Genomic DNA, 20,945 nt, shown 5'->3' on the forward strand with positions numbered 1-20,945 from the left:
CCCGGAAGACCAATTCAGCTACTTTCAGATCCTCTTCAGCGAATCTGATCCATCTCTGTGCTTCGCTGAGCATCATAGAGCACCTTCGCCTTCTTCAGGATCTCCTCCTTGAAAAAGAGCCTTTCACTACAAAGTTGTTCAAATTCCTCCGGCGTATACACGAATACATCCAGGGCTTCCCGCGGTTTTGATCAAGCGCAACACCTCAGCGATACGGTCCAGAAAGCGTTTGTCGGTCTGTTTGATGACGATGAGGTCGATATCCGAGGACTCACCAGCTCGTCCCTGTGCCAGGGGACCGAAAAGGAGGATACGCTGGGGGCGGTAGTGTGTGATCAGCAGATTCAGCCATCGCTGTAGCTCAACCTCTAACCGTTGTTGAGGCATCTGAGCGCTCATGTTCTACACCTCTCAGCTTGACCCTACCGGCCGGAGACTATCCGTTGGGCTTTCTTCATGATGTCCTCCACTTCCAAACTCACCTTCATCTGCTCCTCTGCTGGTTGCAAGCGTGTTGCCAAGCTCTGGATGATATAGAACTGCGGTTTGTAACAGCTACATAAGCGAGGATAATATACCACAAATCCACGTGAATCTCAATCACCGGATGGGGATCGCCTTCATGATCCTCATCTCACCGCCATCCAATCCGATCTCCGCATACGTCCGGCCGTCAGCATGCCAGAAATCGATCTTCGAGGCCGACCCGTCCGGGTTTATCCCCTCAACCTTCATCTCGCTTTCGATCTCCATGAGCACGTCCATGTGGGAGTCGCTCAGGCTCATCAGGATGAGAAGATCCGAGTCGCCGAACGATCTACGCTGGATCAGGATGGACCTCGCCGGATAGTTCATGCTTCTCTCATAGAGGTTCACGCCGCGGTTGACGCTTCTCGAGAGGAACCGCTCCAGATCCAGAGGCTCCCTTATGATCTTCACCCTTCTCCATAACATCTCCTCGAGATCGAATGCGCTCTGTCCCCCCATGCCGTCAACCAGGTAGGGCGGCGGATGGATAGCCGCCACCTTCCCCCGCTTCGTGAACCCCTTCAGCGATCTCACCGTGTCGGAGGCGAGCGTCTGGCATGACGGAATGATGATCACTTGGTATTCCGATCCAGCCCTGAACTCCGATATCGGCTCGGGTATCAGATCGAAGTCATACCCCATCTCCATCAGGTTTAACGTCAGATCGGCAAGCCCCTCGACCGTCCGTTCCCTCTCCCCATCATCAGGGGTTCCCAGGATCGATAGGGTTGGATAGATCACACCTATCTCGCCGGCCGCTCGGGTTGATCCCATGATCTCTCCGAGCCCAAGGGCGATATCCCGCCTGTCGATCCGGCCTTTAGTATAGATGCCGATGGCCCGTTTCGAGGAGAGGGCGAGCTTGACGAGTAGAGCTCTCCTCTTGAAGGAAGACCCATCTCCTTCGTCTAAGACGGCGGTCGATAAATTCGATAGATCGACGATCGCCGCGCTGTAGAGCATCCTCTTGACCAGGGGGATCGCGACCTTACAGCCGAGATGCTGAACCGATTCCGAGAACATCCTCCCGGCAACCTTCCAGAAAAACCCCAGATCGCTCAGGGTCTCGTGGGTCGTGATGAACAGGTATGGCATCTTCTCGAAGAGCTCCTCCCCGCAAGCCTTCTTGAAAGCCCCCGGCAGCCGATCGTCCCATGGAAGGAGAAGGGAGGATATGATCGAACCGTTGAGGAGTTTAGGGGGGAGGAGATAAACGGAGTTGAGGACGATCTTCGGAGATATGGATTCGATAAACCCCCGGAGCCAGTCGAGCTTAAGCGGCGATAGCTCCTCCCTCCCCTCCCTGTAGATAGCCAACACCTCGCGGCCGGAGAGCCTATCCGCGATCCGTTTATCCCCTTCGGCGCATCGCCTTATCCTGTCCGTGGCGTCGGGGTATCTCCAGTTATCGCTCCTGATATAGAACCTGAAGGCTCCCCTTTCGAGAGCTCCTCTGACCCTTTCGATGTTTCCCTCGGCGGGTCCCTCGAACCGGATCAGTTCGGCGGAGATCCGGCTCAACGGCAGCGCATCGATCTCCAGAATCAGATCGATCCCTTCCCCTGCCCGCCTGATAGCTTCCTCGGCGGTGAGGGAGGGGTTTTCGAGCATCTCCTCCCGTAGAGGCAGCCTGACGATTTTCAGTCTATCAATCCCCCCGACCAGCATCCCAGGAACCCACCGTCGACGAATATGATCCCTCCGGTGATGTAATCCGAGGCGTCTGAGGCCAGAAAGACGGCCGCCCCTATCAGATCTTCGACCTTTCCGAACCGTTTCATGGGTATTCTGCTGAGAGCCTTTTCGACCCAGCTCTTGTTTTTAAATAGATCCTGTGTCATCTCCGTCTTGAAATATCCCGGTCCGATGCAGTTGACGTTGATCCCGTATCTCGCCCATTCTCCCGCCAGGGCTCTGGAGAGCTGTAACACGCCTCCCTTGGAGGCCGAATAGGGAGCTATCGTTCCTATCCCGATTTGGCTGGTGAGCGAGCCGATGTTTATGATCTTGCCTCCACCCTGTCTGATCATGACTTTCCCGACCGCCTGACAGCAGAGGAAGGTGCCCTTCAAATTGGTATCCAGGATCGTATCCCACACCTCCTCCGGAACCTCCTCGGCGGGAAAACGCCTGTTCACCCCGGCCGCGTTCAGCAGGATATCAATCCTTTTGAACCTCTCCAGGACGGCCTCGACCATCCGCCGGACGTCCTCGGATTTGGTGACGTCGGTTCGAACGGCCAGTCCTTCCCTTCCGAGCTCATTGATCTGGCGGACGGTTTCCTCGAGCCGCTCCGATCTTCTTCCGGCGACGGCCACATCCGCGCCCGCGTTGGCGAATCCGAGCGCGAGCGCCTTTCCGATTCCGCTGCCGCCGCCCGTCACCAGCGCGACCTTTCCATCCAATCTGAAGGTCGGAAATCTCATCCTCGCTCCTCCTCAACCCGATTTGATATCTATGACGGGGGAGCCGTCTAAGGCGTCGAGCCCCTCAACGAGGAGCCTATTTCCCCTCACCTCTATCAGCTTCACCCTTGTGACCCCTATAGGGTTAGGTCTCATGGGGCTTCTCAGGACGAAAACGCCGAGCTTCTCCCTGGTGGTGTCGCCGCGCGGGTGAACCTGCATCATCCTCCGATGTGATGGCGTAAATCTGTGCATCCAGAACAGTATCAGCAGATGCTCCATCCGATCGACGCCCTTCAACGCCTCTGAGAACCGCGGCAGCAGCTCGATCTCTGACCTCGATTCGTCGAGCTTTCTGACGTACCCGATGGGATAAACATCGAACATCGTATCACCCCTCCACGAGCTGAACGATTCCTCAAATTCCCTTTGAGCGTAGCGTTTACCAGAGATTAATCGCCCGCCGTTCATAGCTCAAGGGTCTTTTGTGATCATTAGGTCATTTGGCTTCGCCGTCATTATCAGATGACTACAAATGACCTGCAAGCGGCGGACAGTCGACTGTGGACGTTGCTACACTCAACGATAACATGAGCATAACGATTTTACCTCAATTCCACCTGCATGTCCAGGCGGCCGGGCGTTTGCGCTCCACGGTTTCATCTTCCGGTCTGATATCCCGGCTGGGGTTTTACCGCGATCGGCGGGAATTGATGAGCTCGATCAGATCCTCCGCCTCCTTTGTCTTCTTCAGCGAGAGCGCCATCTCGGCCTGATCCAACGCCTCCTGCAGTTTGCCCTTCCCAAGCAGCACCTTTGCGAGGTTCAACCTGACCTCGTATACGTTCGGATTCACCCTGATCGCCTCTCTGAGCACCTTTTCGGCCTCATTTAGCCTCCCATGGGCGGAGTAGATGGAGGCCAGATTAACTCGGGGCGCGAGCAGCTTCGGATCGAGCTTCAGCGCCCTCTTAAGTTCCGATATCGCCTTCTCATCCTCGCCCTTGTCCATATAAAGTGAGCCGAGCATGCTGTGGGCTAAAGCGAGATTAGGCTCCTTCCTCAGAACTTTTCTTATCTCCTCTATCGCTCTATCGAGATCCCCCTTCTTCTGATAGAGGGTAGCGAGGCTGCCGTGAATAAGGGGCATATCGGGGGCGAGTTTAAGAGCGTCCTCATACTCCTTTATGGCCCCGTCGATATCCCCCCTCTTCTCAAGGAGCATACCGAGGCTCAGCCGCGCCTGTAGATCCTTCGGATCGAGCCTTTTAACATGCCTGCAGGCGCTTATGGCGTCATCCACCTTATTCATCTCCTGATAGATCGAAGCGAGCTTACGCCAGGAATCCAGATCCTCCGGATCGCCCCTCACCTTTCGCCTCAGCCCCTCCGCTATCTTCTCCAACTGGGCATCTATCCCGGCTATAGCCACCCTGCGGGCCACCTCCATGTTATACCGTATCGTCCCGTCCTTGGGGTTCATCTGCCAGGCTTTGTAGGCCAGCTCAGCCGCCCTTTCGTAGTTGTGCCTGGCATACTCGATCTGAGCATCTATCAGGACCTGGGTGGCATCAAAGTATCTCTTCAGCTCCTCCTCGATCCTTTTCCGCTCCTGAGGGGTATCGCCGTAGTTCGTCAGATATGGCATCACGCTCTGTCTAAACGGCTTCATCGCCTCGATGTTGCGGGCGGTGGTGTCCGAAAGGCCAGGGCCGAAGAATTCGAGGTATGGATGGGAATCGGTGTGTACCCTGCCGCCATCCACAAACCGTCTGATCGTCTCCTCGTCCATCATGAAGGAATCCAGGAGTGAGATGGCGTCGAGATCGTCATGCGCCAGGCCCTCCCTCACGCCAGGCTGATTTGCCCTCCGGACGAAATCCCTGTAATTTATCCTCAGGGGTTTCGGGGTGCCGATGAGGATCACGAAATCAGGCGTGTATTTATACCATAAGGTGGTATGCGGGAAGACGTCGATGAAGGTGCGGATGATCATCTTGAAATACTTCTCCGGAAGGCGGTGGAGCGGAACCCATTGACACATCACCCCGTTCGGGGTGAGGATTCGCTTACATAGCTCGTAGAAATCCCTGCTGTAGATGTTCGAGCTTCCGGAGCTGACGAGGGGATGGATTATGCCGGTGGAGATCATATCGTATTTTCGATCTGTCGTCAGTATGAAGTTACGTCCGTCCTCCACGAATAGATGAAGCAGAGGGTTTTCCAGGACGTTCCCGTTGACATGGGCGAAGAACCGCCTCGCCGCCTTCACCACGCCCGGGGAGATCTCCACGGCGTCAACCTTGACGTTGTGCTGGGTTATCGAATATGACGTCACGCCCATGCCGAAACCGACCACCAGCGCCCGTTTGGGATCGGGATGAAGGAGGAGGGGGAGGTGGGCTATGACCCTATGCGACGGCGAATCCCAGCGCGAGTCCTCGGCCGCCTGATTGGTATCGACGTAGAGCAACCTTGTGCTGTCCTCATCCTCCAGCACGGTCACGCTGGCGTCGACCCCTTCATCGTAGAAGAGCAACCTGCCCTTGGGTCTCTGGTATCGAAAGATAGCGCTTTTCAGGACTATGGGGTTATGGCTGACGGCGAACATCGCCCCCTCCGATCCCAGAAGCAGTATCAACGTGAAAAGCAACATGCCCTTAGCCAAGCCGCTCCGCTGAAGCAGCCACCACCCGAGCCCGATGTTCAAAAGCGATACGATCAGCACGCCCCGCTGGATGCCGATTAAGGGGATGATGATAAATCCGGCCACGAACGAGCCGAATATCGATCCTAAGGTATTAGCAGCATAGACCGAGCCCACGTCCCTGCTGACCCGAGATATGCCGGCGACGAAGAGCTTCACGACAAGCGGAAAGGTCGCCCCCATCAGAAAGGTGGGCGGAAACATCATGACGAAGGCAGGGAAAAAGCGGCCCGTGATGAAGTTGAACCAGTTCGGCCTCCTGAAAAGCGCTCCGATCGAGTAGATCTCGCCGAAAAGCGGCAATAACAGCATGGCGAACAGGCCTATGAGCATCTGAACGACGCCTAAGGCCAGGAGATGTCTCGTCCATCGATCGGAGAGCTTTGCGAAGATGAAGCTGCCGACCGCTATCCCGAGGAGAAAGGCCGAGAGCATGGTCGTAAAGGCATATGTCGTGCTGCCTAGGAAGAAGACCAGTATCCTGGTCCAGAAGACCTCATACGCCAACGCGCAGAAGCCGGAGATGGCGGTGATCCAGAGGGCGAGGGCTCTATAGGGGTTAGTGGTTAGTGGTGAGGAATGAGGAGGAATCCCTTCGCGCTCTCCCGGCTCATCTGTCGTTTTTCGCTGCAGATACACGGCAAGTCCGGCGACGGCGAAGTTAAGCAGCGCCGCCAGGGCGATCGTCCACGGGATGCCTAACAATTTCATCAGGGCGAATCCCGCCCCGAGCGTCCCGATCACCGCTCCGAAGGTGTTTAAAGAATAAAGTCCGCCCACATCCCAGCCCAGATCCTCCATCCTTTTGACAACTCCTCTGCTTATGGCAGGAAGGGTGGCGCCCATGAGCGTGGTGGGGATAAGCAGGACGAGGAAGGCGAGGATGAAGCGGATGAGGGATATGACGTAAAATGAAAAGCCCACGGATCTATGTATCGCGACGTAGAGGGAGGTGAGCAGTCTGAGGATTCCGGGGAAAAGGAGGGCAAAAGCGCCTATACCCACTTCAAGGGCGGCATACAGGAGAAGCGGACGACTTAAGCGGTCGGCCCTCCTTCCCAGGAGAAAGCTGCCCAGAGCCAGTCCGCCCATGAAGGCGGTCAACACGGTGGAGGTTGCATAGACCGTGCTTCCGAAGACCAGCGTGAGCATCCGGCTCCAGACCACCTCATAGATGAGCCCGGCCGCGCCGGATACAAAGAAGATAACCAGAGCGAGCGGTTTGATCCTTCTACCCATCACAGCGGCTGATACCTGTTCGTTATGGGCATTCTGCGATCCTTGCCGAAAGCGCGCGGGGTTATCTTGATGCCGGGGGCGGCCTGACGACGCTTGTATTCGTTCCTGTCCACCATCCTAGCGACCCTCAGGACAGTCTCCCTGTCGAATCCCATCTCCACGATCTCCTCCACGCTTTTATCCTCCTCCACATAGGCCTGCAGTATGGGGTCGAGGATCTCGTATTCCGGTATGCTGTCGCTGTCCTTCTGATTCGGCCGAAGCTCGGCGGTGGGGGGACGGATGAAGACGGATCGGGGTATCAGCTCACGGCCCTCAACCCTGTTTCGGTATTCGGCAAGCTTATAAACCAGCATCTTCGGGACGTCCTTCAGGACCGAAAATCCGCCCGCCATATCGCCGTAAAGCGTGCAGTAACCCACGCTCACCTCGCTCTTGTTGCCGGTTGAAAGGACGATGGCGCCGAACTTGTTCGACAACGCCATAAGTATGTTCCCCCGTATGCGCGCCTGAATGTTCTCCTCGGTGATATCCGGCTCGTACCCCTCAAAGACGGGGGCGAGCGTCTCGAGATACGCCTGAAACATCCTCTCGATCGGTATGACCTTGAACCTAATCCCCAGGTTCTCCGCGAGCTTTCTGGCGTCGGATTGGGTCTGGGAGGAGGAGTACCTGGAGGGCATGGAAACGCCCAGCACGTTCTCCCTCCCCAGCGCATCGACGGCTATGACGGTCGTCAGCGACGAGTCTATGCCGCCGCTCATGCCCACGATCGCCTGCTTGAAGTTGTTCTTGTAGAGGTAATCCCGCGTCCCCAGCACTAAAGCCTTGTAGATCTCCTCTATCCGTTCATATGGCTCATGTACGGGCGTTGAGATCTCCGGTTTCTCCTTGAATGGCAGATCATCCAGCTCGATGAAGTTCATCTGATATTCGGACTTCCTCAGGACGGGAATGTATTTTCTCCTCCTGGGATCGTGTAGTCTGGCCTTGAACACGTCCGATAGGTTCAAATCGGCCACGATCAGCTCCTCCTCGAACTGTTTTCCCCGTGCGACCAGATCGCCGGACTGGTTGAACACGACGCTGTTTCCGTCGAAGATCAGCTCATCCTGTCCGCCCACGAGGTTGTTGAAAGCCACGAAGACGAGGTTGTCGTTGGCGCGGGTGGCGATCATCCTCTCCCTGGCATGTCCTTTGCCGGCGTGATAGGGCGAGGCGGAGATGCTCAGGATGAGTTCGGCATTCCCCACCAGGGTCTGATCCCTCGTCGGCCCTTGAGGATACCAGATGTCCTCACAGATGCTGATCGCCACCCTCCTCCCGTTCAGCGAGAAGATCAGAAGCTCGTCTCCGGCCTGAAAGTATCTGTCCTCGTCGAAGACGGAGTAGTTCGGCAGGAAGATCTTGTGGTATATCCCTGCCACCCGGCCGTCATGTATCAGAGCGGCGGCGTTGTATATGTCCTCATTTCGATCGACGAACCCCACCACGGACGTTATCTCCCGACATGCGGAGGCCACATCCTGAAGCGCCTTCAGGTTGGCCGAGATGAAATCGGGTTTGAGAAGCAGATCCTCAGGGGGATAACCGGTTATGGCCAGCTCGGGAAAGGTGACTATATCCACCCCCAGCTCCCTGGATTTCCGGACATATTCCTTGATTTTCCTAACGTTGCCCTCGAGGTCTCCGACCGTCGTGTTTATCTGTGCCATGGCGATTCGAAATCGGGCCATGCCGTTCACCTCTGTTTCAGCTTATGCCCTCCTCTATCCTTTTGGCCTTGTCGGGGTTGAACTCAACTATCAGAAGCTTGGCGTCCTCTTTGCCCAACTCCTTAAAGGCCCTTTTCGATCCATCGACCACCTTCCGGGCAGCCTTGACGGGATCGAGCCCCCCGATGCCGGCACCGTGGATGATGGTCGCCACGACCTTTGCCCCCTCCTCTAAAGCCCTTTTGGCAGCGGCATAGGAGGCCCTTTCGACCTCGTCGTAGCCAAAAGCGGATGCGTTTCCCAACCCGACGACCATGACCTTCTTCGCCTTGACGTTTCCTCCCCCTTCAAGGAGAAGACAGTCTCCGAGATCGCCGTCGAAGCTGATTATGGATCGGGTTATCGCCCCTCCCAACGCCCTATCCATGGCGCCCGTCGCCCCGCCGGGATGTTTGACGCCCCTGAACAGGTTCACCACGGCGACGTCGCACTCGACATCGGTTATCGATCCCTGCTTGACCTCGACCATCTTCCCAGCCTCCTTTCACATCTTTCCGGCGGAATATTGATACCATATCGGGAACGGCAAGTCAATGACGGGATGTCGGGATGTTGGGGGATCAAGCTTATGCACCCATATTGTGGCGATGATTTGAGGATTGATGTGCTCTCCTGGAAGAGGTATAATAGCCCCATCGCCGAGCAGCGATGTCCGTCCGAAGGGAGGATTAAGAGATGAGAAAATTCAAGGTTGTGGTTTTCCCTTGTGACTACGAGGTCTTGGACATTGAAAGAGAGGTGCTCGAGCCGATCGGCGCTGAGGTCGTTCGGGTCGATTCATGGGATGAGAGGGACCTCATCGAGACGGCCAGGGACGCGGACGCCGTCCTCGTTCAATATACTAGGATCGACGACCGGATCCTCTCGAAGCTGGAGAGATGCAAGGTGATGGTGAGATACGGGACGGGATATGATAACTTCGATCTGGAGGCCATGACGCGACACGGCGTCTATGCCGCATATGTCCCCGATTACTGCGTTGACGAGGTCTCCTCGCACACGCTCGCCCTCCTGTTGGCATTGGAGAGGAAAATCGTCAGATACAACGATGATGTCAGGGCCGGCATATGGAGCTCGCACAGGGAGAGGCCGATTTACAGGACGAAGGATCAGACCCTTGGGATAATTGGGCTCGGCAGGATCGGGAGGGCTTTCTGCCTAAAGGCCAAACCCATCTTCGGCCAAATCGTCGCCTGTGACCCCTATATCCCCGATTCGGTCTTCGACGAATACGGCGCTCGGAAGGTGGATCTGGATGAGCTGTTGGACATATCAGACGCTATATCGCTCCATGTGCCGCTTATAAGGAAGCCCACAGGCGTTTACCGAAGCACCTATCATCTGATCGGCGAAAGAGAGATAAAGCTGATGAAGCCCAACGCCTATATCGTTAATACGGCCAGAGGGCCGGTTGTGGATAACGCGGCGCTATGTCAGGCGTTGAGGGAGGGACGAATAGCCGGGGCGGCGCTCGACGTGTTGGAGGATGAACCCCTCACTGAGAACGGCTCGTCCGTTGCCGAGAGGTTCAAAGATCTGCTGGAGTCGGGTAGGCTTATCATAACGCCTCATAGCGCTTATCTTTCCGAGAAATCGCTGAGAGATGTCAGAAGGATGGCCGCTGAGGAGGTGACAAGGGTGCTGAGGGGGGAAACTCCCAAGGCATGGCTTAATCCACACTCGTCTTTCAGGAGCCTTTAGCCCTGGATCGCCTGAGCTAAAGTTGAACGGGGGACAAGCTTACCGGCGATCCAGGGCGGAAACCGGAGAGGAGGAGGTCTAATGGGTGAATTATACGCCCGGATTCGGGAAGAGGATATCCGGATCCCCACCTATCATATACGTGAGGACCCCAATCCGCCGCTCTTCACCCCTTTAGCTCCTTGGGTCTATCCCTATCCCAGACAGGATGAGATCCTCAGGCCGCGGGACGAGGAGGTAAGCTACCGCGCCGTGGTGATGGAGAATCCATACCTGGAGGTGACAGTGCTCCCACAACTGGGGGGAAGGGTCTATTCTGCATACGACAAGACGGCCGGGCGGGAGATATTCCACAAGGTGGATGTGATCAAACCCGCCCTCATAGGGCTGCGAGGGGCCTGGATCTGCGGAGGCATCGAGTTCAACTTCATCCGCGGCCATCACGTGATGACGATGTCTCCTGTGGATTACCTGATCAGGGAAAACTCCGATGGAAGCGTCTCGGTCACGGTGGGACATATGGAACGCCGATCCCGATCACGGTGGAACGTCACGCTCACCCTCCATCCCGATCGCTCCTACCTACAGGTGGACCTCAAATTGTATAACCGTTACCGATATCGCCTTGATTTCTATCAATGGAGCAACTCGAGCGTGGAGGCGAGGGAGGATCTCTTTTACCCATATCCCACCGAATACATCATCAGCTCCGGGCGACGGCTATACCGCTTCCCCATCCAAGGAGGGTTGGATATCAGCCGCTGGAAATCCATCCCGATCGCGCACGATCTCTTCGCTATCGGGACGGAGGCCGATTTTATGGGGATCTATTATGAGGATGCAGATGTCGGCATGGTCCACTACGCCAACCATCGCCAGGTCCCCGGCAAGAAGATATTCACCTGGGGAACGGATGACGCCGGACGCATCTGGGATTACATCCTGACCGACTCCGACACCCCTTATGTTGAGCCTCAGGCGGGGAACGTGGTGGATCAGCGCACCTTCCGCTTCCTACAGCCTCATCAGACGGTCAGGTGGCGCGAGTACTGGTGGAGCATACGGGGGATGAGAGGATTCGTGCAGGCCAATGAGAAGGCGGCTCTCAACTTAGCTCCTATCGGCGAAGGGAAAACCCTGATAGCGGCGAACACCACGAGGGCCATCAACGGCGCTCATCTATGTCTGATGGTCAACGGGGAGAAGACCTACGAGGAACGGTTCGATATCTCACCTCATGCTCCTTATGCCAGGGAGATCGATCTGCCACATGCGTCCTGGCGTGAGGCCGATGTCAAACTTATACTGAGCGATGAGAGGGGGCGGGAATTGATCCGATATCACAAACCTCCGCCGAACCTATGGGCTAAGGTGGAGCTGCCCAGGCCTTTTGAGCCCAGGGTGGATGGACACAGCAGCGTCGAGGAGCTGATCATCGCCGGCCGCGAGGCTGAGAAGCTCCGGAGATATAAGAGGGCTGAGGAGCTTTACAGAAAGGTTTTAGCCCTCGATCCGGGTAACGCCGAGGCTCATGCGAGCCTGGGGGCGCTTTACAACCATAAGGGGCTTTACAGGGAGGCATATCGTGAACTGAAAACGGCGCTGGAAAGAGATCCTGACCACGGCAGAGCTCATTATCACCTCGCCATAGCCTGTCGCGAGCTCGGCGACCTTAAAGCGGCGCGGGATCATTTCTGGGCACTACAACTGGACCCCGCCTATAACGGCCAGGGATTTTACTTTCTCGGCGAGATGGCCTTGGCCGAGGGGAATCCGGAGGAGGCTGAAGAGCTGTTCCGCGTCTCGCTGAACCATAATGCACTTCACGTCAAGGGATATGATATGCTGGCTATGGTCCTGCGCAAGATGGGACGGATAGGGGAAGCTCAGGAGGTGCTGGAGAAGGTGCTCCAAGAGGTGGAGCCGACCGACGTGCTGGCACAGGCCGAGCTCTGGTTCCTGAGTTCCTCTCCGGCTCAACGGGATACCTTGATCTTGCGCATCGGCGAGGATGCGCAGGTTCTGCTGGAGCTGGCCTGTGATTATATGGGCGTCGCCCAATGGGAGGAGGCCATCCAGATCCTCCGGCTCTGGCCGGGCGCCGCTCAGGAGGGGGAGGCTCATCCGATGATATACTACTATCTGGGTTACTGTTACGATAAACTGGGCGAGATGGAGAGGGCGAGGTATCTCTATGAGCTCGCCTCACAGATGAGCCCGGACTATGTCTTCCCCCATCGTCTGGAGGAGTTGACCATCCTGGATCGGGCGTTAGAGGTTAATCCGACCGATGCCAGAGCGCATGCCTATCGGGGCACGCTCCTCTATGCCCTTGGACGCAAGGAGGAGGCCCTTAAGTCGTGGCGGAGATCGCTCACTATGGAGCCAAACGCCGTGGTTTACCGTAACGTGGGCAAGACCCTATGGAGGGACAAACGGGATCTGGTGGCCGCCGAGGAGGCATATCGCAGGGCGATCGAACTGGCTCCGAACGATCATCGTCTGTATGCCGATTTATATGACGTGCTCGTCGAGCTGGGGAGGTCCGCTCAGGAGAGAGTATCCCTGCTGGAGAGGGCGCCGCAGCACTGTCGTATCCAGGCTCGGCTGGCCTCCGCCCTGGTGGAGTTGGAGGAGTGGGATCGGGCGATCGAGGTGCTCCGTTCGATGCAGTTCGATCCGTATGAGGGCGAGCGAAGCACGCGTCCCACCTACTATGCCGCGTATATCGGGCGCGGGCTCAAGCGATATCATGAGGGCGATCTTCAGGGCGCTCTTAGGGATTTCGAGGCGGCCTTAGAATATCCCAGGAACGTAGGTGTGGGCAAGTCGTACTTCGCTCAGGATTCAAAGGCGTTATATTGGGCCGGCGTGGTTGCCGAGGAGCTAGGAGATCATGAAAAGGCGCTGCGATATTGGAGGGAGGGCGCCGCGATCCGACAACGGCCTCAGGATGACCCCGCTTCACCTCGCGATGGATATGAACCGGAGGCGCGGTATTACAAAAGCCTCTGTCTGCAGAGGCTGGGCAGGGCCGATGAAGCCGCTCAACTTTTCTGAATTTTATTCCTCAGCCCTGGCAAGCTGCGATGTTGTTTGTCAGATCACCGTTTGATCACCTCGATATGGCTGAGGGGATACCAACCGTCTTCGCCTCTTCCGGCTATGGCCAGTTGGATCGCCGGCTCACGCGTGAGCGGATCGAGCAGGCCCAACGCAAACTCATATCGTCCACCAGATCCAGGTCGGGATAGCCGTCATATCGTCTTCTGAGCTCCTCGATCAGCCTCTCCCTTGAGCGGCGTTATCTCATATGCTATCATCATCCTCGCCCGTTATCCTCTGGCGACGATGTAATTCGCTTCTCCCTGCGGTTCAAACAGGGCGAGGGTGGGCAAATGATGGAGTGATTTTAGTCATCCGAGGAAAAGAGACGGGAAACCGTAGAACGGAAGGAGGAGATTATGAAGATAACTTTCATCGGGGTTTCAAGCTGCATTCCGGATAGGGGTATGGATACGGCCTGTTTCGTGATAAACGGCAGACATCTCGTGGATACGGGCTGGGGTGCTGTTCTGAAAATGCGCGAATACGGCATAGATCCGCTCGAGATCCGGTCGGTTATCCTGACACACCTCCACCAGGATCATTATATCGGCCTGCCGCAGTTCCTCTTCTACAGGGCGCTTCGAGGGCGTAGGAGGACGGATTTGGCTCCCTTACATGTCATCGGACCTCAGGAACACCTCGCTCGGGTGCTCAAGGCGGCTTTGGATTTCCTCCAGATCTCACGATTCCCTGAGCTAAAGGAGGAGTACACGCTTATGCCGTTGAACCCGGGAGAGGATTTTGAACTCGATGGCCTTCACTTTGAAACCCGCGCGGCGAGACACGTCTCGGGCGAGGGAGTCCCAGAACAGGCACTGGCCTATAAGGTGGTGGAACGGGCCGGCGGTTCCGGATTTGTTTTCACCGGGGATACCTCCTTTCATCCCCCCATAGCGGAATTCGCTAAGGGGATGCAGCTTCTCATTCACGATGCGGCCCACACTTCGGCGCGCGATGCCGCCATGATCGCCAAGATGGCAGGGGTTGAGCGTCTATTTCTGATCCACTATTCTCAGGAGCAAGCTGATCGTCTCTTGACCGAAGCAAGGGAGGTTTTTCCCGATACGTTCCTCGCTAGAGAGGGAGAAACTCTGATGCTCGCCGGAGAGAGGGGATGACAGGTAAGGTGAGGCATTCGCTGATTTGAATGCCTCGCTTACATATTCCCCGTGGATTTGGATGTCAGCGTATAAACGATCAGATTAACGCCCCAACGAAGCCATCTCTCATTCTTTCCCTTTTCCATCCACCTCAACCCTATCCCTGCTGCATCGTAGACGACGGCGATCCGCCCGTTCATCCGGAGGGCGTAAAATCGGCCCCGCTTTTCATCCACCAGCGGGGGGCCTTTTTTAAACGGGAAAAAGCTGAAGCATATGGGATCATCTCGTCCAACTGGACGCAGGGGGGAGATATCGCCGAGGATCCTCCAGAGTTCGAAGCGGATCGAGTTTGCGACCGCCCCTCGATCCCCCCAGTTCAGTGAGATATCGGAGAAGAACACCGTTCCTCCGTCCCGCAGATATCCCCTCAGATTTGCCCGTTCCTTCTCTGAAAACGCGAACGCTCCTCTGGCGGCGATAAAGAGGATCGGGATATGTCGGATGGCGGGATCATCCAGAGGGATACTCCTGGGTAGCAATCGGGTTCGGACGTTCGTCCATCGGTTCATCGCCCTGACGAGATTGCTCAGCATTCCCGCCCGGATGATATCGGCGGTGTCCTCATACCGCACGGTGACGATATCGTAGTAACCGGCGATGTCTCTTCCGGTTCCTTTGACGTTCACCTGCGGCCTTTTCGACCATCTCGGTCCTTCCGGCCAACCGATCCTCCGCCCGTCTTTCGATCTTCGATATCCGGGACGGGATCGGCCTATTTGGACCCTCGTGGGCGTGCGTCTAGACCGATTCCTCAGATCGAGGGGGCTTAACCGGGCCGATAGATCCTCAGGTATATCCTCGGTCAGGGGAGGTAGAGCTAGATCGGTTAGAGAGGTGGAGATGAAACTGGCGCCTGTGTTAAGTTGAATATACCTCGGCCGAGTCATATTTTGAGGTTTAATGAGCTCAGATGTCTCATTGAATGGCAAAACGCTCAGATTGGGCTCACGTTGAACGGCTTGATGTTTAGCCGGCATCTTTCGCGGGAGATGGATGATATCCACCTGTATCGTCCTCTCCGACCGCAGGCCGTATTGACGGAAAACAAGGGCGATCAGAAGAACAAGAAGCAGGTTCAAGATTATGGAGATCAGGAATGAAGCAAATGTGATCTTCCGGGGATAGCGCAAGGGCATATCATTCTCACCTCGCCGCCGTTCTATAACTGGCCGTGAGATATCTCGTCCATAACCCCGTTCTCTTATCGTATCGACACACGCCGGCAGAGAAGGTGCCGAACCAGACGTATCGTTTATCTACGACGATATCGCGGATATTATGATCCGCTAGACCATCTTCGATTTGAAAGCTTCGCCACTTTCCGTTTTCCTTATCGTATCGGGAGACCCCTTTGTCGGAGGTGCCCACCCAGACGAATCTCCCATCCACGGCGATGGCGCTTACGTGCGGGCTTACGAGGCCGTCCTCAACCGTGAATCGTTTCCAGAGGAAAGTCCCGGACTGATATCGGAAGAGGCCGTTCCGCGTGCCAATCCAAAGGACGCTCCCGTCCTCGTCCTCGGCGATATCGGTAACCTTTATCCCCTCAAGCGGTTTGGGGATGGCGATATCGACCTTCCGATGCCTTTTCGGATCGTAAACGGTCAGGCCCCTATCCCTGCCGATCCAGATCTGGTCTTTCAGGATCACCATACACGTTGCCCTTCTTATCCCCAGGTCCTCCGGCGCCTTTTTAGTGCGCGCTACTCCGTTGACCATCTCCACGCGCAGTGACCCGTGGACGCTCACCCAGATATCCTCCCTCGCCTCACGATACATATGGATCAACTGATCCGGACAGAGAAACCAGACCCCTCCGCGGGTGACCTCTATATCTCGAACGGGGGCGTAGCGCTCCGGCTGGCGGGTGGAGAGCACAACCTTTCGGATGATGTCAGGGACAGAGCTGAGATTGATCCGCACGAGTTCCCTCGAGGCGGTGTCATATAATGCCAGCCCTCGATGTGTGCCAATCCACAGGAACTGTCCATCCGGGGCGATGGATCGAATTGAGAAAATCCCCGGCAGTTGGATCCTCTCCCAGGTGCCGTTTCGCTTATCATATAGCGAAAGTCCCAGACGCGTGCCAACGAACAGGTAATCTCCGACCTCCGCCAGCGATTTCACGTTAGGGCTTAAAAGCTCAGCGGATCTGGTCTCCCTTCCACGTCTCGGAGCGCTGTGGAACAGGGTCCACACATCCTTATCCCAATCGTAACGTGCGAGTCCCGAGTCGGTGCCGATCCAAACGAAGGGTGAGTCCACGGATATCGCCTGTACGTTATCCCCAGGAAGGCCGTTTTCAGACGTAAACTGTTCCGCGGGCAGATCGCGAACTAAATCATACAGCGTCAATCCGAATGAGGTTCCGAACCATGCGTAGTTGCGTCCGATGGTAACGCGTTACCCCCTTATCGGTCGCTATCCATACATCATCCGCATCCGATGCTATATCCCGAACCTCGTTGCCTATTAAGACGTTTAAGTTCCCCTCATCCGCGGCGAACCCTCTTGAGATGGGAGACAGAGATAGAAGACATAAGATCAAAACGCAGGCCGAATACCGCATCGTTATTCCCTCCTGTTTCTGTTCCGGAGGGATGGGATTAACATTCGCTATACGGTTAATTTCACGAGGGCGATCCGTCTCGGATCGTTGACGCCTAGGCCTCGTCCTGCTGCTGTTTTCAGATATTTCAACGCCCTGGGATCTCTCCTGAGCTCTTCACCTCGGTGCTGAGACCGAGCTCGATCCACAAGTTCCGCTCCAATTGTGTCCAGCGCCACCGGATCGAAGCTGAGGAAGATGGAATTCAGAAACCATTGAAATTGGGGCGGAGGAGGCTCGGCGCCTCGATCGAAGATGCCCTTTAGGCCGTTAGAGATATGGAAGCGGATCTTCTCCCTGATCTCCTTAACGGCATAGATATCCGCTATGTAGGGATCACAACTGTTGGTGTGAAACCGATTCGGCCCCTCCATGATCGTGCCTCCGGCGTGTGAGATATTCTTCAGCGCTCCAGTGAAACCGGCCAGCGGATGCTGCTTAATGTTGGGAACGTTGATGAGGGCGTCAATCTGATTGACGATGAAATTGGAAAGACGGGTTTTGCCCGATCCGAAATCCACTCTTTTTGCCCAACCATCTTTAGGCTTCCCCCCGTCGAACCTGACTCCAATTGCCTCAACCACGATGATGTTCCTTCTAGGGATTCCGACCGAGGTTAGACCTGAGACGATAGCATCCACAAGGGCCTGATTGGCTCCTGTGAAATCTCTGGAGATCCTGTTGAACTTGATTCCTACCACTTCCTTGGGAGAGAAGAGAGATCGCCATGCGGCTTCAGGTGTTTTTTTGTTTGTGAGCCTCATCATTCCCTTATCTATCATCCTTTTGATGATCTCAGCGTTAACCTTCCCATTGGATCTGCACCATCTTTTTGATCTCACCTGCACTACGAGGCTCTTGGGCTCGGCGATCACCTCATAGTTGAAGGCGCCACCTAAAACCAGACCCGCTGTCATAGAAACGGTCTTTTTCAAAAACTTCCGACGGTCAAACCTATCCATCTCTTCCTCCTCCATCATCGAGGGATCTATGAGGTGATGCTAAGATAATCTGCAAGAATATAGATGCCTCAAAATGCCGAGAGGTCAGACTATCCTCCCGCGTTTTAAACAGATGTTAGGAATGCAAGGCCTTGCAGCCGCTCCTAAATGCCTTGCTGTAAGCGAGGTTGATATCGATAAACCGGGCCTACTGCTGATGAGCCTATAGAGGGTAGAGCGTAATGTGGACGTATGAGGCACATTACGCTCTACACCTTACGATTTACGGAGATCAAGGTGAAATCCTCCATGCCTGATATTTCACCTTCAATCGGTCGCCTTCAGCCTGTATGATCTCATATTTTATTCCCCAGTCAGCTCGTCTGGGATCGGGATGGGCTATGATCTCGGCGGGTCTATTCAGCTTCGATCTGCCGGTGAGCTCCCTATCGCCCCACTTTATCCTGAGCTCCACCTCATCGTCCTTGAGAACAGGTTGGAAGGTGACGGATACCGGTCGATCTGTGTTCACAAAAAGCCTCTCGGTGTGTCTCTCTCCCGGTTTGACGTTGAACTCACCCCTGAAGATCTGCCTTTTGTGTTTTCCCGGTGTTTCCCTTTCAACTTTCTCCCTTTCCGGTCTTTCGACCTGTCTTTCCCGCCCTCTCTCGATCTCACGCCCTTCAGCTCTTCCTCTTTTTATCCTTTCCCTCATCCTCAATCGTCTTTCAGGGGGTTGTCCTCTGACAGGCCGCTTAAGCTCCGGCACATCGATACGGTGGATTATCTCTTCGATATCGGCGAGGTATTCGGGAAGGTCTCTTACGATCAGCAGGTTGATCGGCTCCACCGGGACTACTTTCCCCATACGTGATTTGAATTCCCCGACGATATCGACGGCGTATCTTGCGGGGATGTGCTCTAGTTTGAAAATCCTCAGCTCGCCTTTCACCCTGACAGCTTCCTCTATGGGCGGCATCTCAGGAGGGGACGGAGCATGCTTCGCCATCTCCTCGAGCTTTCTTATTTCATCCCGGAGCTCGTCTGCCCTTCGTTCGAGCCTCTCGATCTCAGGCGAATCTGGATTTTCCCTTTTTAGCTCGTCCAGTCTACGTTCCGTCTCGGCCAGTTGATCCTGCAGTTCCCTTAACCTTCCTTCAAGATCGGTTCGCGGTCTGCCTTTAGCCTTGATCTCCTCGATCCGTTTTCTGATCTCCTCAATTCTCCCTCTGACGTGTTCGGGCGGGGGTTTTCTGATCCCCTCCCCTTTCGCCTTTGGTTTCATATATTCAGGCTCGCCGGATAACGCTGTCGATACGCCGAAGGCGATGAGAAGGAGGGCAGATATGATTAAGGTCACCGATAATCTCCTCATGGTCTTCCCCTCCTTGCAGAATCTAAGTTTCATCGATTTGGACGTTGCGGTCCCGATAAAGTTTAGATCATCTCCGCGTCGATCTCCCGAAAGATGAACGTCGCTAGCCTTGCAGATCACCGCCACTTCGGCGATAATATGAGCGAATCTCCATGGGGAGGTGCGCGCATGATATCGATAAAGGCCTCCAAATTGTTGATCTATCGGGAGGTTTGGCGTGATCCGACGATGCGAGCTCGCGCGCCCATATCATCTTGACAAAGCCAAATCCTCATGAGACAATAAGTGGGATGATCGGACAAAACGGACCGGGGAGGAAGGGCGACGGAGATGAAGGAAAGCATGACCCCTAAGGAAAGGTGGCTCGCCGTCCTGAACAGGAAGAAACCGGATAGGATCCCGATGGACTATTGGGCCACCGGAGAGGCAACTGAAAAGGTGATGAAATATCTGGGTTGTTCCAGCGTGGATGAGATGTTTAAGAGACTACACATAGATAGGGTCATCGGCGTTGGACCCAGATATATCGGCCCCCCGATAGAGCCGGGGTATGACATGTACGGGTGCCGGTACGAAAAGGTCAACTACGGCACGGGGGTGTATTCGGAATGCGTCTATCATCCCCTTGCCCAGTATAACTCGATCGAGGAGATCGAAAGGAACTACACGTGGCCGACCGCCGATTGGTTCGACTACTCCGTCATACCAGATCAGATCAAAGGCAGGGAGATGTATCCCATCAGGGGTGGAGGCTCTGAGCCGTTCCTGACCTATAAGAACCTCCGCGGGATGGAACAGGCATACATGGATCTGATCCTCAATCCGGATCTGGTTCACTATTGTCTGGATAAGCTCTTCGACTTCTGTTATGAAAACACGCTCCGCATATATGAACAGATACCCGGTAAGGTGAACATCTCATATGTGGCCGAGGATTTCGGCTCGCAGGAGGGGTTGCTGATATCCCGCGAGCATATAAGAGAGTTTTTCATACCGCGGATGAAACGTATGATAGACCTCGCCCATCAGGCAGGGGCGTATGTTTTCTTCCACAGCGATGGGGCCATAAGGGAGATCATACCCGATATGATCGAGGCCGGAATAGACGTGCTCAACCCGATCCAGTGGCGATGTAAGGGGATGGATCGCAAGGGGCTAAAACGGGATTTCGGCGATAAGGTGATCTTCCACGGCGGTGTCGATAACCAGTATACCCTTGCTTTCGGAACCGTCGAGGAGGTACGCGAGGAGGTGATATACAACATCCAGGTCCTGGGGGAAGGAGGAGGCTATATCCTGGCGCCGTGTCACAACATCCAGGCGGTCAGCCCGCCTGAAAACGCGGTTACCATGTATGAAACCGGATATGAATACGGATGGATCTGAGATCAAGGA

At 55.4% G+C, this 20,945-nt stretch carries 15 protein-coding genes and 1 pseudogene; 4 read left to right on the forward strand and 12 right to left on the reverse strand.

Annotation, left to right across the window (positions count from 1 at the left end; translation table 11 throughout):
* Positions 1-35 precede the first annotated feature (35 nt).
* The 7 genes and pseudogenes from J7M22_05655 to J7M22_05685 all read right to left on the reverse strand — a co-directional run bounded on the left by J7M22_05655 (position 36) and on the right by J7M22_05685 (position 9,123).
* Positions 36-399, reverse strand: a pseudogene (locus J7M22_05655) (nucleotidyltransferase domain-containing protein).
* 201 nt (positions 400-600) lie between these two features.
* Complete coding sequence (locus tag J7M22_05660; GenBank protein MCD6506095.1) at positions 601-2,196, reverse strand: hypothetical protein; 1,596 nt, start codon at positions 2,194-2,196, stop codon at positions 601-603.
* Positions 2,169-2,954, reverse strand: coding sequence for a glucose 1-dehydrogenase (locus tag J7M22_05665; protein MCD6506096.1), 786 nt, complete (start codon positions 2,952-2,954; stop codon positions 2,169-2,171). Before J7M22_05665 ends, J7M22_05660 begins: the two co-directional genes overlap by 28 nt.
* 12 nt (positions 2,955-2,966) lie before the next feature.
* Complete coding sequence (tsaA, locus tag J7M22_05670; protein ID MCD6506097.1) at positions 2,967-3,320, reverse strand: tRNA (N6-threonylcarbamoyladenosine(37)-N6)-methyltransferase TrmO; 354 nt, start codon at positions 3,318-3,320, stop codon at positions 2,967-2,969.
* A 304-nt stretch (positions 3,321-3,624) separates the two neighbouring features.
* Positions 3,625-6,879, reverse strand: coding sequence for a fused MFS/spermidine synthase (locus J7M22_05675; protein MCD6506098.1), 3,255 nt, complete (start codon positions 6,877-6,879; stop codon positions 3,625-3,627).
* Positions 6,879-8,615 (reverse strand): NAD+ synthase, encoded by a 1,737-nt coding sequence (locus J7M22_05680; protein MCD6506099.1) that lies wholly within the window; start codon positions 8,613-8,615, stop codon positions 6,879-6,881. The genes J7M22_05675 and J7M22_05680 overlap by 1 nt, the downstream gene beginning before the upstream one ends.
* Positions 8,616-8,631: 16 nt before the next feature.
* Positions 8,632-9,123, reverse strand: a complete 492-nt coding sequence (locus J7M22_05685; protein ID MCD6506100.1) for a hypothetical protein — start codon at positions 9,121-9,123, stop codon at positions 8,632-8,634.
* Between the two features lie 206 nt (positions 9,124-9,329).
* Here J7M22_05685 and J7M22_05690 point away from each other — a divergent pair, with 206 nt between their 5' ends.
* The 3 genes from J7M22_05690 (at position 9,330) to J7M22_05700 (ending at position 14,581) form a co-directional block, all read left to right on the forward strand.
* Positions 9,330-10,355, forward strand: coding sequence for a C-terminal binding protein (locus J7M22_05690; protein MCD6506101.1), 1,026 nt, complete (start codon positions 9,330-9,332; stop codon positions 10,353-10,355).
* A gap of 81 nt (positions 10,356-10,436) precedes the next feature.
* Positions 10,437-13,415: a DUF5107 domain-containing protein gene (locus J7M22_05695; GenBank protein MCD6506102.1), complete on the forward strand. Its 2,979-nt coding sequence runs from the start codon at positions 10,437-10,439 to the stop codon at positions 13,413-13,415.
* Between the two features lie 404 nt (positions 13,416-13,819).
* Positions 13,820-14,581, forward strand: coding sequence for an MBL fold metallo-hydrolase (locus tag J7M22_05700; GenBank protein ID MCD6506103.1), 762 nt, complete (start codon positions 13,820-13,822; stop codon positions 14,579-14,581).
* Positions 14,582-14,619: 38 nt separating this feature from the next.
* Here the strand turns inward: J7M22_05700 and J7M22_05705 are convergent, their stop codons facing one another.
* The 5 genes from J7M22_05705 to J7M22_05725 form a co-directional block, all read right to left on the reverse strand.
* The gene (locus tag J7M22_05705; protein ID MCD6506104.1) at positions 14,620-15,762 is read right to left on the reverse strand and encodes a DUF4159 domain-containing protein; all 1,143 of its coding nucleotides are present in this window, start codon (positions 15,760-15,762) and stop codon (positions 14,620-14,622) included.
* Positions 15,763-15,769: 7 nt separating this feature from the next.
* Positions 15,770-16,981 (reverse strand): hypothetical protein, encoded by a 1,212-nt coding sequence (locus J7M22_05710; GenBank protein MCD6506105.1) that lies wholly within the window; start codon positions 16,979-16,981, stop codon positions 15,770-15,772.
* Positions 16,968-17,195, reverse strand: a complete 228-nt coding sequence (locus J7M22_05715; GenBank protein MCD6506106.1) for a hypothetical protein — start codon at positions 17,193-17,195, stop codon at positions 16,968-16,970. The genes J7M22_05710 and J7M22_05715 overlap by 14 nt, the downstream gene beginning before the upstream one ends.
* A 47-nt stretch (positions 17,196-17,242) precedes the next feature.
* Positions 17,243-18,196: a DUF362 domain-containing protein gene (locus J7M22_05720; protein MCD6506107.1), complete on the reverse strand. Its 954-nt coding sequence runs from the start codon at positions 18,194-18,196 to the stop codon at positions 17,243-17,245.
* A 271-nt stretch (positions 18,197-18,467) separates the two neighbouring features.
* Positions 18,468-19,550, reverse strand: a complete 1,083-nt coding sequence (locus tag J7M22_05725; protein MCD6506108.1) for a hypothetical protein — start codon at positions 19,548-19,550, stop codon at positions 18,468-18,470.
* A gap of 330 nt (positions 19,551-19,880) precedes the next feature.
* Here J7M22_05725 and J7M22_05730 point away from each other — a divergent pair, with 330 nt between their 5' ends.
* Positions 19,881-20,936 (forward strand): uroporphyrinogen-III decarboxylase-like protein, encoded by a 1,056-nt coding sequence (locus J7M22_05730; GenBank protein MCD6506109.1) that lies wholly within the window; start codon positions 19,881-19,883, stop codon positions 20,934-20,936.
* The last annotated feature ends 9 nt before the right edge of the window (positions 20,937-20,945 follow it).

It is taken from the genome of Candidatus Poribacteria bacterium, assembly GCA_021162805.1.
Taxonomy (GTDB): domain Bacteria; phylum Poribacteria; class WGA-4E; order B28-G17; family B28-G17; genus JAGGXZ01.

Coding starts and splice junctions, on each gene's coding strand:
- J7M22_05720 (MCD6506107.1), bottom strand. CDS start 18,196: ATGGATAGGTTTGACCGTCGGAAGTTTTTGAAAAAGACCGTTTCTATG.
- J7M22_05705 (MCD6506104.1), bottom strand. CDS start 15,762: ATGCCCTTGCGCTATCCCCGGAAGATCACATTTGCTTCATTCCTGATC.
- J7M22_05715 (MCD6506106.1), bottom strand. CDS start 17,195: ATGCGGTATTCGGCCTGCGTTTTGATCTTATGTCTTCTATCTCTGTCT.
- J7M22_05690 (MCD6506101.1), top strand. CDS start 9,330: ATGAGAAAATTCAAGGTTGTGGTTTTCCCTTGTGACTACGAGGTCTTG.
- J7M22_05685 (MCD6506100.1), bottom strand. CDS start 9,123: ATGGTCGAGGTCAAGCAGGGATCGATAACCGATGTCGAGTGCGACGTC.
- J7M22_05675 (MCD6506098.1), bottom strand. CDS start 6,879: ATGGGTAGAAGGATCAAACCGCTCGCTCTGGTTATCTTCTTTGTATCC.
- J7M22_05695 (MCD6506102.1), top strand. CDS start 10,437: ATGGGTGAATTATACGCCCGGATTCGGGAAGAGGATATCCGGATCCCC.
- J7M22_05660 (MCD6506095.1), bottom strand. CDS start 2,196: ATGCTGGTCGGGGGGATTGATAGACTGAAAATCGTCAGGCTGCCTCTA.
- J7M22_05680 (MCD6506099.1), bottom strand. CDS start 8,615: ATGGCCCGATTTCGAATCGCCATGGCACAGATAAACACGACGGTCGGA.
- J7M22_05730 (MCD6506109.1), top strand. CDS start 19,881: ATGAAGGAAAGCATGACCCCTAAGGAAAGGTGGCTCGCCGTCCTGAAC.
- J7M22_05665 (MCD6506096.1), bottom strand. CDS start 2,954: ATGAGATTTCCGACCTTCAGATTGGATGGAAAGGTCGCGCTGGTGACG.
- tsaA (MCD6506097.1), bottom strand. CDS start 3,320: ATGTTCGATGTTTATCCCATCGGGTACGTCAGAAAGCTCGACGAATCG.
- J7M22_05725 (MCD6506108.1), bottom strand. CDS start 19,550: ATGAGGAGATTATCGGTGACCTTAATCATATCTGCCCTCCTTCTCATC.
- J7M22_05700 (MCD6506103.1), top strand. CDS start 13,820: ATGAAGATAACTTTCATCGGGGTTTCAAGCTGCATTCCGGATAGGGGT.